Source organism: Haliea sp. (assembly GCF_040221975.1).
GTDB lineage: Bacteria > Pseudomonadota > Gammaproteobacteria > Pseudomonadales > Halieaceae > Haliea.
Window position 1 is genome coordinate 80,650 of sequence record NZ_JAVJWR010000006.1, and the last position, 13,712, is coordinate 94,361.

Sequence of the window (13,712 nt, forward strand, 5' to 3'; positions counted from 1 at the left end):
GAGAGTCGATGCGCGTATGGATTGGGTGGCTGGTGGTGTTGTTGGGGGCCTGCGGGCAGGTGGATGAGTTGCCGGTAGAGCCGGGGGTGTCACTGGCGCTGGCGGAACACCGCGCCGAGCGCCTGGCGGGTCTGCATTACAGTCTGTACTTCGACATCCCTGCGCAGCAATCGCAGCCGATTCACGGTGAGATGGAGATCCGGTTTACCCTCGCCAATGCCAGTGCTCCCCTGCAGCTCGACTTTCGGGCCGGGGCGGAGGCAGTGAAAACACTGGTGGTCAACGGCAGGGCGCTGACAGCGCTGCCGCAGCGCGAGCATATTGTGCTGCCGGCGACATCCCTGCGTACCGGCACCAATACAGTGGCAATAACCTTCGTTGCCGGCGACAGCGCTCTCAACCGCAATCCGGATTATCTCTATACCCTGTTCGTGCCGGACCGCGCCCGCACTGCCTTCCCGTTGTTCGACCAGCCCGACCTGAAGGCGACCTGGGAGCTCAGCCTCAGGCTGCCCACCGACTGGACTGCGCTGGCCAACGGTCCGCTACTGGTCGCGGCGCCGGACGCGGGGGCCACCCGGTACCGGTTTGCGGTCACCGAGCCGGTCAGTTCCTACCTGTTTGCTTTTGTCGCCGGGCGCTTTGACGCTGTATCCCAGTCCTGGGGCGAGCGCGACATGACCCTGCTGCACCGGGAAACCGACCCCGACATGCTCGCCCGCAACCTGGATGCCATTTTTGCCCAGCACCGGGCGGCGGTTGCCTGGCTGGAGGACTACACTGGTATTGCCTACCCGTTCGCAAAGCTCGACTTCGCGCTGATACCGGCATTCCAGTACGGCGGCATGGAGCATGTTGGCGCCATCCAGTACCGGGCCGAGTTGCTGTTGCTGGATGAGAACCCGACCGACGAGGAGCTGCTGCGCCGGGCCAGCCTGATCGCCCACGAAGTCGCCCACATGTGGTTTGGCAACCTGGTGACCATGCGCTGGTTCAATGATGTCTGGACCAAGGAAGTGTTCGCCAACTTCATGGCGGCGAAAATGGTGAATCCCGAATTTCCCGACATGGACCACGAGCTGGGCTTCCTGCTGCGCCACTATCCCGCTGCCTATGCTGTTGACCGCTCGGCGGGGGCGAACCCTATCCGCCAGCACCTGGGTAATCTGAACGAAGCCGGGCAGATGTACGGCCCCATTATCTACAACAAGGCGCCGATCATGATGCGGCAGCTGGAGCGGATAGTGGGGGAGGAAGCATTCCGTCGCGGCATGCGGGAGTATCTTTCCCGGTACGCTCACGGCAATGCCAGCTGGCCGGCGCTGGTGACAATTCTGGATCCGCTGACCGAGGTGGACCTGCGAGCCTGGAGCGAGGTCTGGGTACACGGCAGCGGATTTCCCGAGCCTTCCCTGCAGGTAGAGGATGAGGCGCTTTTCTATGGCCCGCGGCCGGCGCGGCTGGCTGATCTTGACGGCTGGCAGGATCTGGCGCTGGTGGACAGGGGGCGACTGCTGCTGGACCTGTACGAGGGGGTGCTGGCCGGCGCGGACATCAGTGCCCCGGCTTACGCCGACGCGCTGCTGGACATCGTGGCGGAAGAGCCCAACCAGCTTCTGCTGGCGACCGCCCTGTCTCAGCTCAGCCGCCTGCAGCAGTCATTGTTGCCGGATGCAGCCCGTGGCAAGCTGCAGCCGCGCCTGGAGGCTGTGTTATGGGCGGGTATGGCCGCCAGCGATGAAGCCGGCCGCATCAGACTGTTGTTCGACAGCCTGTCGCTGTTGGCCGTGGAGGCGGAGTCGCTGCAGCGTTTGCTGGCGATCTGGCGGGGCGAGGCCTCCGTGCCCGGGCTGCAGTTGTCCGAAAACGACCGTATCCGTCTCGTCGAGCGTCTTGCCCTGCGCTTGCCGGAGCAGGCGCAGGCCATTGTCAGCGCGCAGCTGGCAAAGACCGGCAACCCCGACAGCAGGCGTCGACTGGCGTTTCTGGCACCGGCGCTGGCGCCAGACCCCGCTGTCCGCGACCGTTTCTTTGCCAGCCTGGCGGAACCCGGCAACCGGACTACCGAGAACTGGGTGCTGGATGCACTGGGTTATCTCCACCATCCTTCGCGTACCGCGCATTCGGTGCGCTATATCCTCCCCAGCCTGGAGCTGCTGGAGGAAATCCAGGTGACAGGAGATATCTTTTTCCCCTCGGGCTGGTTGCACGCTACGCTGGAGAACCACCATTCCGCGGAGGCTGTGGCCACAGTGCGGGCGTTCCTCGCGGCGATGCCGGACTACAATGAGCAATTGCGGATGAAGATTCTGCAGGCGCTGGACATGCCCCTGCGGGCCCAGCGACTGGCGCAATAAAAAACCCCGCTACCGGTTGCCGGTAGCGGGGTTGATGTGTCGGCTCCCGATGATCAGGAACCGATGATGCCACCGTCCTTGCGGGTAATGACGATGGTGCAATCGCGGGGGATGGTCACACCGTCGGTGGGGGCGGGAAATTGGTTCGCGTAGGATCCCCGTTACCCGGGTGCTGGGTATTGATGAACATGGTGCGCCGGTCTGGCGTAACCGCGATGCCGGTGATTTCATCACTGGTAACGCCGCTGAACAGCCGCCGCACGTCCATGTCCGGACCGCTGTCGTAGGTGCTGGCAACGACCATCTGGTTGTTGAGCCCCTTCTTCTGGCCGCCGTCGGTCTGGATAAAGATGCGCCCGTCGGGGTCGATCCAGATGCCGTCCGGGTCGGAGAAGGTGCGCTCGTCACCATCGGCGTGGGTGTCCTGGGCGATGATGAAGATGTCCCAGGTAAAGCTCAGGCCCGTGTGCTGGTCGCTGTCGTGCCAGCGGATGATATGGCCGTCGGCGTTGGGTGCCAACGGGTTGGCGGCATCGGCCACAGTGCGCGCACTGTTGTTGGTCAAGGCACAGTAGACGTCGCCGTTGGGTGCCACGGTGGTCCACTCCGGGCGGTCCATGGGGGTGGCGCCGGCCTTGTCGGCAGCGACCCGGGCGAAAGTCAGGATCTCTTCCAGGCTCATGCCGGCGAGGGCCGGATTGTTGGGGGAAAGCTCCAGCCAGTCACCGCTGCCATCGTCATTGAATTTTGCCGCATACAGGGTGCCGTGATCCAGCGGGCTCATGCCCTGGGCGCGCATGGATTTCCAGTTGCGCTCGGAGACAAACTTGTAGATATAGTCAAAGCGCTGGTCGTCCCCCATGTGGCCAACGATGCGTCCGCCGCGGCCTTCAACAATGGCGATGCCCTCGTGCTTGCAGCGACCCACGGCGTGTAGCCGTTGGCGCAGTTGTTGACCGTGCCCATGGGCACGCTGTCGGAGGCAATAAGATCGCTGCCCGCAACCGGGCCGCTGAAGGTGACTGGCGTGTTGACATGGACCCTGCGGTTATATTTGCTGCCCTTGACCAGCTTCCAGCTGCCATTTTGCTTGCGAATCTCGACGACGGATATGCCGTGGGCATGCTGGGATGTGTTGACGTCGGCAACACTCTCCGGTGCAGCCTTGCCAAGCACGGTGCCGTTGCCGCCGAACTCGTGGTTGATCGCCAGCAGGCCACGGGTATTGCTGCCGCGGAAGGGGAAGAACCACATCCCGTCGTGGCCGATACCGACCTGCTGCGCCTGTTGTGCGGCGCTGGAGCGGGTGTCGGGGTCACCCAGGTAGTCCGTCACTGTGTTGTCGAGGGAGGTACCCCAGGGAATCAGCACCTCGTACTGGTAGTCCGCGGAAATGGAGGGCACGGGGCCCGTGCCCTCGGCGACAGGGACCGGACTGAAACTGACGCTGTGAAGGTGGAATTTGAGCACGGCCGCAGGCCCATTGCTGTGGCCGCCGTACGCTCAGCGACCCGCGATGTCCCGCGAGTCCGCTGTTAGTCGATGGTGGGTCTGGTTTATTGCAGCGCCGTGGCGGATTCGTGGCAGAAAAATGAACTTTTTGGGTTGGGGGTGGTGCGGTGGCCTATGGGAGGCACAAAAAAGGGCCAGCGCGAGGCTGACCCTTGGGTAGAGCGGGGATTGGGTTGGGCGCCCCCGGCTGGGCGCCCCCGGCTGGGCGCCCCCTCAGAACCGATAGATCGCGTCGAAACCAAAGGTGCGGGGCTGGTTCCAGACGTTGCCGGCGAAGCCGAGGGTGCCGAAGTCGATACCCCACTCCCGGTACTCCTCGTCGGTGAAGTTCTTGACCCAGGCTGACAGGCGCAGCTCGCCACCATTTCCCACGGACAGTTCATCCAGCGTCAGGCGGGCGTTGGCCACCGTGCGGCTGTCCGCTGTGTCGAACTGGTTCTGGAACGGATGGAAGGTCATGCTGTCGGTATAGGTGACATCCACCCGCGCGCTCAAGGCGCCCATTCCGGTGTTGGGCAGGCTGTACTGCAGTCCCAGGGAGCCGGTATTTTCCGGAGCCCGGGTAACCGTGGTGACACTGGCGATGTTCTCGATCTGGTTGGTGACCGGGTTGCGGGCGTTGTATTCGTCGAACTCCGCATCCAGGTAGCCATAGGTCAGGTCCAGGGTGATGTTTTCGCTGAGCAGGGCGAAAAGCTCCACCTCAAGCCCCTGGTATGTCGACTCCCCGGCATTGGTGATCCGGCTGGAGGCACCGCCGCTTCCCGCTTCGAAGACGGCAATCTGCATGTCCTGGTAGTCATTGTAGAACAGGGCGGCATTGACCCGCAGGCGCTGGTTCAGCCAGTCGGACTTCAGGCCCAGCTCGTAGGAGTCGAGTTGCTCCTCATCATAGGCCTCCTCCCAGGCCGTGACACTGGAAGCCCTGGAGTTGAAGCCGCCACCATTGTAGCCGGTGGAGTGGGTGAAGTAGACATTCATGTCCGGGGTGACCGCGTAGTTCAGGGTCAGCAGGTAGCTCAGGTCATCCCACTTGTCGCGATTGGTGAGGCGGTCGTCGATACTGGTGTGGCCCAGAGTCTCGTTGAACAGGAAACCGTCGCGCTTGTCCTCGGTGTAACGCAGGCCGACGGTGATATCCAGGTCCTCGGTGAGAGAGTAGGTTGCCTGCCCGTAGACCGCGCTGGATTCGGTGGTCTGGCCGTAAATGAAGTCTACGAAGCCGTTCAGGTTCGGATCCGCACCCGGGAAGGGGAATGGCAGCGGCAGGCGCTGGCTGCCTTGGCACACCGGCCCGGTGCCGAAGTCCTGGCAGAAACCGGCGCCGATAAAGGCGCCCCCGATGGCGCTGCCCACAAGGAACTGGATCGGCAGGGCGAAGGTTTGCGGGTTGTCCTGGTAGATCTCTTCTTCGTAGTAGTAGAGGCCGACGGTGTACTGCAGCCGGTCATTCATGGCATCGCCAATCAGTTGCAGTTCGTGCGTCTCCAGCTCGATCCCGCCCTCGGGTATCGAGGCCTGGAAACCCTGGGTGGGAATGGACTGGCCACCGCCGTAGAACAGGTCGCGCATGGTGTAGGCGCCGCCGTCGAGGTCAGTGGAGTCGTAGCCGGAATCGGTCTCCCGGTTGGCGTAGATATACTTGATCATGAACGGTTCCAGCTCCCAGGAAACCGTCAGGTTGTGGCCGTCCACCTCCAGCCACTCGTCGCTGACACCATCCAGGGTGAACTGCTCGCGCCGCTTGTTCGGGTCGCCCACGGTGGCGGCCATCTGCTGGAAAATCTCCCCCCCCAGGAAGGTGTAGGGAAAGGGTGTGTCGGTAAAGCCGTTGAAGATACTGTCCTTGACCTTGGTGACCTGGAACGGTGTGGGTACACCGCGATTGTCGGTGCGGTCGAAGGTGTAGTCGATGATCAGGTTATCCGTTGGCTCCAGGCGCAGGGCCAGGCGGTAGGACTGGTTGTCTTCGCTGCCGAGGTCGCGCTCGCCTTCTGGCCAGTCATTCGTGGCCCAGCCGTCATACTCCATCTTCGCCGCCGACAGTTTTACCGACAGCATATCGGCCAGCTTTGGCAGGTCTACCGAGCCGGAGAGGCGCCGGTAGCCATCGTTACCGACGCTGGCTTCAAGTTTGCCGCCCAGTTCGCCGGTGGGCTTGATGGTGGTGACGTTAATGGCGCCGCCGGTACTGTTGCGTCCGAACAGGGTACCCTGCGGGCCGCGCAGTACTTCCACGGACTGCAGGTCGACAATATCGAAGACTGCGCCCACGGTCTTGCTCATGTAGACCCCGTCCAGGTAGAAGCTGGTCTTCGGGTCAACCATCAGCGAAGTCTCGCCGCTGCCTACCCCGCGAATGTAGATCGACATGTTGGAGTTGGAGGATGGCTGTTTCTGGATATTGGTATTGGGCGCAAAGCTGCCGATGTCAGTGACGTTGTAAATTCCGAGGTCCGCGATTTTCTCGGCGTTGAACGCGGTGATCGCGATAGGGGTGTCCTGGAGCAGGGTCTCCCGCCGCTGGGCGGTGACGACCACCTCTTCCAGGGCCAGGGTCTGGGCCTGCGCCACGGACATTACCGGGAACGGTGCCGCGGCGATTAATGCTGCTGCTATGGGGGTGCGAAGGTTCTTCGGCATGGTAAGGCTCCGTAATCGTTATTATGGGCGCCCGTGGGGGCAGCCTGGTCACCGTGGCAACACGTCGTGTTGGACTACGCGGATAAATTGTGCTTGTTGTAATCCGCAACCGCAGTTTAACTTTTTTTGCGCCTCCCTCGTCAAGCCCTGCATAGTGTAAAAATTACCCCGTGGTTCAGGCTGTCGGCCTCGGCTGGGATTCTGCCCTGCTGATGTTTCCGGGCACGGGTCACGACCCTGCGGTGAGGGCATTGCCAAGCAGGCTGCGGCGTGCTTTCATCACCCGAGGCGGCCAAATTGTAGTCGCTGTAAGTGAGGCGTTAACAGCCATGGATGCAGTACACAGGCATCGCTATGCCGGGGTTCTGCCTGGGCTTTTGGCCATGGTGGTGCTGGTGGTGGGAGTGACTGCCAGCGTGCTCGTCTGGGAGCACAGCCGCCAGCGTGAACGCTCCCTGGTCGAGAATGCCTTTGTCGCTGAGGCGGACCGGCTGGCCGCCGTTATCAAGCGTCAACTGGATACCTACGCTATCGTCATGCGCGGTCTGCAGGGCCTCTTTCAGGGTGCCCGGGAAGTGCAGTACCGCGACTTTCTGGCCTATACCCGCGCCCTGCGCGCGACCTCGGATGTTGCCGGTCTGCAGGGCGTCGCCTGGGTGGAGCTGGTGCGGCGCGAGCAGTTGGCCGCACACACAGCAAGAGTGCGCTCCCAGTTGCCGGTCGATTACAACATCCATCCCGGCAGTGACAGCGACCTGCTGGCCCCGATCATCTACATTGAGCCGCTGACCGGGGATAACCTGGCGGCGATCGGGCTGGATATCTACCAGGTGCCGAGGGCGCGGGAGGCGGCCGAGCTGGCCAGGGACAGCGGCACTATTGTCATCACCCGGCCCATTGGGCTGGTACAGGACAGCCTGCGCGATCCGTCCCCCTCGTTTGTCATGTACCTGCCGGTCTATGCGGCGGGACTGGCCGCCGATACGGTTGCTGCCAGGCGGGAACACATCATCGGTTTTGTCGATGTCCCCTTCCGGGTAACCGACCTGATGGCCGGATTGCGCAATGAGATCAATCCGGCAATCGACCTGGACATCCACGATGGTGATCTGGCTGACCCGGCCAATGTTTTGTATGCCACCGACGCGGTGTCCCACGCAGAGCGGCTGCAGGCGGGAGAACTGCAGCGACGGCAGGTCCTGGAGGTGGGTACTCGCAGCTGGACGCTGCTGATGAGCACGACCCCCGCGTTCCGGGCGGCCATTGTGGTTCCCGCGCAGTCGCTGCTGTTGCTGTTCGCGGGCACTATCGCCAGTCTCGCGCTGGCACTGCTGGTGCTTGTCCTGGCCCGGGGTCGCGATCGCAGTGAGCGACGTGCGGCGCGCCTGAGCAATCTCTACCACGCTCTGAGCGAAGTGAATCAGGCCATCGTCAGGATGGACAGCGAGCGCGACCTGATGCCCCTGGTGTGTCGGATGGCGGTTGAATTTGGCGGCATGCGAATGGCCTGGGTGGGCCGGGTTGATGCCGACACCGGGCGGATTGTCACGGCTGCCAGTGTCGGCGAGGGTTGCGACTATCTGGACAGCCTTGAGCTCTCTGCCCGCGCGGACCAGCCGGGTGGCAGCGGCCCGACCGGCACGGCTGTGCGGGAAAATCGCCCGGTCATCATTAACGATTACCTGGGCTCTGACCTGACCCGGCCCTGGCATGAGCGCGCCCGCAACTATGGCTGGCGCGCGGCAGCGGCGTTTCCGATCCAGCGTGGCGGTCGACCGTTCGCGGTGCTCAACGTTTACCACCACAAGCCCGACGCCTTTGATCCGGACGCGACCAATCTGTTAGCGGAAATGACCACCGACATCAGCTTTGCCCTGGACAACTTCGACCGCGAAGCGCAGCGGTCCAGGTTCCAGAAGGCGGTGCGAGAGAGCGAGGCCCTGTTGTCGACAATCCTGGAGAATGTCGGCGCCTGTATCTACCTCAAGGATCTCGAGGGCAAATACCTGTTTGTGAACCAGCAGGTACTGGATCTGTGGGGTGTCGAGCGGGAGCAGGTGATCGGTTTTGGCGACGACAGGTTCTTCGACGAGCGCACAGTGGCGCGGGTTCGCGAAAACGACCGGCGGGTGCTGGACTCGGGCCAACCCGAGGAGATGGAGGAAGTCGACAGCATCCGTGGTGGCAAGACCCACGTATTCTGGTCGGTGAAGATTCCCCTGCGGGATGCAGAGGGCAAAATCTATGCGCTGTGCGGTATCTCCACCGACCTGACCGAGCATCACGACAATCTTGAGCGCATTCGCCTCCTGAGCAACTACGATTCCCTCACCGGCCTGCCCAACCGGGAGCTGCTGCGGGAGAAGACCCGCATTGCGCTGACCTCGGCGCAGTCAGGCGGCGCTGAGGCAGCACTGCTGTATATCGATATTGACCGGTTCCAGATCATCAACGACTCCCTTGGCCTGAATGTCGGGGACACGGTGCTGAAGGAGCTTTCGAAGCGCCTGACGGCGGAGCTGAGCCTGGAGGCCACCCTCTCGCGGATGGGGGGCGATGAGTTTTTCCTGCTGCTGCCAAATACCGATGCCGGGCAGGCTGTGGCCATGGCCGAGCGTCTGCTGCTGCTGGTGGCAGGGCCATTGCAGGCCGGCCGGCACCGCCTCAATCTCACCGCCAGTATCGGCGTGGCCTGCTTTCCCCGCCACGGGCGGGATCTGGACCAGCTCACCCAGTCCGCCGATGCCGCCCTGTCCCGGGCCAAGCGGGCCGGGCGCAACACGTTCAAGGTCTTTTCGGAAGAGATGCGGGCGCGGGCCAATGAGACCCTGCTGATCGAAAATGAACTGCGCGATGCCCTGGCCAACCAGCGACTGAGCTTGCACTACCAGCCCCAGGTCAGCATCACCAGCGGCGAGATTACCGGGGTGGAAGCGCTGGTGCGCTGGCAGCACCCCGAGATCGGCTACGTTTCTCCGGCGCGCTTCATTCCCATTGCCGAAGAGAGCGGCCTGATCCTTGAGATTGGCAACTGGGTGTTGCGCACGGCGATTGCACAGCAGGCAGAATGGCTGGAGGCGGGACTGCCGGTGAGTTCAGTCGCGGTCAACCTGTCCGCGGTACAGCTCTTTCGCGCCGACTTCACGGCCATGGTGAGTGGTTTGCTGGAGGAGCACGGGTTGCCCGCGGGGATGCTGGACCTGGAGCTGACCGAGCGTATCGCGATGGAGAACTCCGGCAGGACCCTCGCGACCCTGACGGATCTCAACGATCGGGGTGTAGTGCTGTCCATCGATGATTTTGGTACCGGTTATTCTTCCCTGAGCTACCTCAAGCGCTACCCGGTTCAAAAGTTGAAGATCGACAAGGGTTTCATCGACGGGCTCGCCGACGACCCCGAGGACCAGGCGATCGTGCTGGCGATTATTGGCATTGCCAGGGGCCTCGGCTTCCAGACCGTGGCGGAGGGAGTGGAAACCAGGGAGCAGTTGCAGTTCCTGCAGCAACACGGTTGTGAGGAATATCAGGGCTACTACTTCAGCAAGCCACTGCCACCGGCAGAGCTGGAGACGCTGTTACGCAGGCAGGTCGCGTCAGATACTGGTCGTTAACACCCAGGCGGTATAGGCGCCAAAGCACAACAGCAGTACCCCGCCTTCGAGGCGATTGATCCGTCCCGGACCCCGGCGACGGTAGCCCATTACGCACAGCAGCACGGCGAGACCGGCCATCGTGGCCACGTCCCGGCCGAGGACTTCCGGCGGCACCGTGATCGAACTGATGCCGCCCGCGATACCCACAACCGCCAGCGTATTGAACAGGTTGGAGCCGATGATATTGCCGAGGGCAATGTCGTTCTCACCCTTGCGGGCGGCGATGACCGAGGATGCCAGCTCTGGCAGCGAGGTGCCGATGGCAACAACCGTCAGACCGATAACCAGGTCGCTGATCCCGAGGCTCAGCGCAATATCGACTGCGCCCCAGACCAGCAGGCGGGAGGCGGCAATCAGCGCCAGCAGGCCTGCCACCAGCCACAGTAGCGCACGGCGCAGGGGCATGTGGGCGACGGCTTCGAGATCCGCGCTGACCTCAGTGCCAAGCTGGTCGGCCTTGCCGCTCATGCCCTCGCGTATGCTCCAGGTCATCAGCGCCGCGAATACCGCGAGCAGCACCACCGCTTCCATCCGGGAGACGGTACCATCCAGCAGTTGCCAGGCTGCCAGGGCGGTCACCGCCAGCAGGATCGGCAGTTCCTTGCGCAGGATCTGCGAGTGCACCAGCAGAGGACTGATGAGGGCAGTGATGCCGAGGATCAGCGCAATGTTGGTGATATTGGAACCGTAGGCGTTCCCCAGCGCCAGCCCCGGATTACCCTGGTAGGCGGCCATGGCCGAGACCACCATCTCCGGTGCCGAGGTACCGAAACCGATGATCACCATGCCGATCAGCAGTGGCGGCACCTGGAAATGCCAGGCAGTTGCCGATGCTCCCGCTACAAACCTGTCCGCACTCAACACCAGAATAACCAGGCCCACCAGAACGGCCCCCACTGCGATCATTGGTTTCCTCCTCTGCCGTGCCGGCACCCGGATGGGTGGCCGACGAGAGGCCCACGATACTGCGCAAACAGCACCACCGCTACTACCCCCGCAGCGGTAATAATCCGCTTGTCGGTCAGCAATGTGCACTGAAAAATTATGCCGAACACCCTTTTACGCGCTAGTCTATGTCTTACCTAAACATAAACATAAAAAGGTGTGATCCGATGGCTTATTCAGGCAAAGGCTTGTTGCTCGTCCTGCTGACTTTGGGTCTGCTGGCCTGCTCCGACAGCAGTGACCGGCCGGCGCCGGCAGAGCCGCCGGTCCAGCCTGAAGCGGTGGATCCCAATCTCGTCGAAGTGGCGCCAGGGGAGGACTTCCAGCGGCGCCTGCTGGAAGCGCTCATCAACGCCGAGCCGGGCCAGACTATCGAGCTCCCCGAGGGGGAGTTCGCACTGGATGGCACCCTCTCCCTGGATGTCGACAATGTCACGGTACGCGGACAGGGACCCGGGCGGACGGTGCTCAATTTCGCGACACAGGCCTCAGGGGGGGAGAGCATTCTGGTGACCAGCAACAATGTGGTGCTGGAAAATTTCGCTCTCATCGACCCCCCTGCCGATGGCGTAAAATTCAAGTTCTCCAACGGCGTCACCATGAGGTCGCTGCGGGTGGAGTGGACCTGTGGCCCCTGTGCCAGCAATGGCGCCTATGGCCTGTATCCGGTGCAGACGCAGAACGTATTGATTGAAGATAGCGAGGTCATCGGTGCCAGCGATGCCGGCATCTACGTGGGCCAGTCCGACAACATCATCGTGCGCCGCAACCGGGTATCACTGAACGTCGCGGGCATTGAAATCGAAAACTCGATCAACTCCGATGTCTACGAGAATATCGCCGAGAACAATACCGGTGGCATTCTGGTGTTCGACCTGCCCAACCTGGCGCTGGACGGGGAGCGTGCGCGAATCTACGACAACACCATCCGCAACAACAATACCCCCAACTTTGCGCCAGAGGGGAATATCGTTGCGATCGTGCCCACAGGCACCGGCATCCTTGCCATGGCCTTCGACGACATCGAAATTTTTGGCAACCGTATCGAGGGCAACCAGTCGCTGGCTATCGCCATTGTCAGCTACGCGATCAGCGGACTGACCACCGACGATGTCAACTACAATCCCGACCCGCGGCGCATCCATGTGCACGACAATGAATACAGCGACAACGCCCATGATCCCCAGGACCTGGTGGCCGATATTGCCGGTCTGTTCGACGGGTTCGGTGGCCTCCCGGAGATTGTTTACGATGGCCTCGGGGAAGGACCGGGCGCCTTCGCCGACGCCGACCGCATCTGCATAGCGGAAGCCGAAGCGGTGCGTCGAGGAGTGCTGTTCCAGCCTGGTGGTGGCGGCCCCAGTGTCGATCCAGCCTTTTTTGACTGCGCCCACGCCTCCCTGGCGGAGGTTGCGCTGGATACACCCGAGGTGATTGCCGAAGGCGAGCGGCCTCCGACTGAAGCGGAGATCGCCGAGCTCTGTACCCCCGCCGGCAGCGAGGTCAATTTCGATGCCGTGGAGGTGAATTGCCGGGAACTGGCGGGATACAACCTGTTCGCGGACGCGCTGGAGCCGCGCAGCGAAGCCAATGGCGGTATCCTCTACGAACTGACCAGCGAGCTGTTTACCGACTACGCGGAGAAATACCGCTTTATCTACGTACCCGATGGTCTGCAGGCGGCGTATTCCACCCGCGACGCATTCGATTTCCCGGTGGGGACCATCATCGCCAAGACCTTCACCATGCCCAATGACTTCCTCAACCCGGCAGCGGGTGAAGTCATCATCGAGACCCGCCTGTTGCTGCACCGCCGCCAGGGCTGGGCGACGCTGCCCTATATCTGGCGCGCAGACGGCAGCGGGGCGGATCTCACCGTGGCCGGCGGCCGCCGCACTCTGGAGTGGATCCACAGCGATGGCATGACCCGCAGCACCGACTACGTTATCCCCGATGCCAACAGCTGCAAGACCTGCCATGGCGTGACCCGCGCCGAGACCGGAAGCGGCGTCAATCGGGAAACGGTGAGCCTGCCGATTGGCCCCAAGGCGCGGTTCGTGAACCGCGACAACCGCTACGCGGGCGCAAGCAAGAACCAGCTCGTGCACATGGCCGAACTGGGAGTGCTGGCCGGCCTGCCTGCGGACCTTGCCGCCATCGAGACGGCACCGGATTGGGAGGATCCTGCGCAACCGCTGCAGGCGCGGGCCAAGGCCTACCTGGATATCAACTGCGCCCACTGTCACAGTCCCGGCGGCTTCGCCAGTAATTCCGGCATGTTCCTGGAGTTCTGGCGCGAGGTGAATTCCACCTACGGTATCTGCAAGCCGCCGGTGGCAGCGGGCGCCGGCTCGGGAGGCCTGCAGTTCGATTTTGTCCCCGGCGATGCCGATACTTCCATCACCGTATTCCGCATGGATTCCAACGACCCGGATGTGCGCATGCCCGAGATCGGACGCAGCATCATCCACGATGAAGCGGTCGCCCTGGTGCGGGAGTGGCTGAACAGCTTGAGTGGCGGCTGCTAGTGGGCTGCGCGGCTAATTCGGTAACATTCAGCCGTCGCACAAGCGTTGTGGGCAAGGCGCGCGAGCGCAGGACT

The 13,712-nt window shown here is 62.7% G+C and carries 7 protein-coding genes; 3 read left to right on the forward strand and 4 right to left on the reverse strand.

The window, feature by feature from the left end; all coding sequences use genetic code 11:
- Positions 1 to 8: 8 nt before the first annotated feature.
- Positions 9 to 2,357 carry a M1 family metallopeptidase gene (locus RLO07_RS01745; protein ID WP_462290406.1) on the forward strand — a complete coding sequence of 783 codons (2,349 nt, stop codon included), beginning with the start codon at positions 9 to 11 and terminating at the stop codon, positions 2,355 to 2,357.
- Positions 2,358 to 2,472: 115 nt separating this feature from the next.
- Here the strand turns inward: RLO07_RS01745 and RLO07_RS01750 are convergent, their stop codons facing one another.
- From RLO07_RS01750 to RLO07_RS01760, 3 genes are all read right to left on the reverse strand, one after another.
- Positions 2,473 to 3,255 carry a PhoX family protein gene (locus tag RLO07_RS01750; protein WP_462290416.1) on the reverse strand — a complete coding sequence of 261 codons (783 nt, stop codon included), beginning with the start codon at positions 3,253 to 3,255 and terminating at the stop codon, positions 2,473 to 2,475.
- Positions 3,138 to 3,827, reverse strand: coding sequence for a PhoX family protein (locus RLO07_RS01755; protein ID WP_462290407.1), 690 nt, complete (start codon positions 3,825 to 3,827; stop codon positions 3,138 to 3,140). The genes RLO07_RS01750 and RLO07_RS01755 overlap by 118 nt, the downstream gene beginning before the upstream one ends.
- A gap of 255 nt (positions 3,828 to 4,082) precedes the next feature.
- Complete coding sequence (locus RLO07_RS01760) at positions 4,083 to 6,512, reverse strand: TonB-dependent receptor (protein WP_462290408.1); 2,430 nt, start codon at positions 6,510 to 6,512, stop codon at positions 4,083 to 4,085.
- Between the two features lie 329 nt (positions 6,513 to 6,841).
- Here RLO07_RS01760 and RLO07_RS01765 point away from each other — a divergent pair, with 329 nt between their 5' ends.
- Positions 6,842 to 10,123, forward strand: coding sequence for a bifunctional diguanylate cyclase/phosphodiesterase (locus RLO07_RS01765; RefSeq protein ID WP_462290409.1), 3,282 nt, complete (start codon positions 6,842 to 6,844; stop codon positions 10,121 to 10,123).
- Here the strand turns inward: RLO07_RS01765 and RLO07_RS01770 are convergent.
- Positions 10,106 to 11,071: a calcium/sodium antiporter gene (locus RLO07_RS01770; RefSeq protein WP_462290410.1), complete on the reverse strand. Its 966-nt coding sequence runs from the start codon at positions 11,069 to 11,071 to the stop codon at positions 10,106 to 10,108. The two genes, RLO07_RS01765 and RLO07_RS01770, sit on opposite strands and share 18 nt — an antisense overlap.
- A 206-nt stretch (positions 11,072 to 11,277) precedes the next feature.
- On the opposite strand from RLO07_RS01770, the gene RLO07_RS01775 reads away from it, so the two are divergent.
- The gene (locus tag RLO07_RS01775; protein WP_462290411.1) at positions 11,278 to 13,638 is read left to right on the forward strand and encodes a parallel beta-helix domain-containing protein; all 2,361 of its coding nucleotides are present in this window, start codon (positions 11,278 to 11,280) and stop codon (positions 13,636 to 13,638) included.
- The last annotated feature ends 74 nt before the right edge of the window (positions 13,639 to 13,712 follow it).

Bases quoted from the DNA above. Each gene is read 5' to 3' on its own strand.
- RLO07_RS01745 (WP_462290406.1), top strand. From the start codon at position 9: ATGCGCGTATGGATTGGGTGGCTGGTGGTGTTGTTGGGGGCCTGCGGG.
- RLO07_RS01760 (WP_462290408.1), bottom strand. From the start codon at position 6,512: ATGCCGAAGAACCTTCGCACCCCCATAGCAGCAGCATTAATCGCCGCG.
- RLO07_RS01765 (WP_462290409.1), top strand. From the start codon at position 6,842: ATGGATGCAGTACACAGGCATCGCTATGCCGGGGTTCTGCCTGGGCTT.
- RLO07_RS01770 (WP_462290410.1), bottom strand. From the start codon at position 11,071: ATGATCGCAGTGGGGGCCGTTCTGGTGGGCCTGGTTATTCTGGTGTTG.
- RLO07_RS01775 (WP_462290411.1), top strand. From the start codon at position 11,278: ATGGCTTATTCAGGCAAAGGCTTGTTGCTCGTCCTGCTGACTTTGGGT.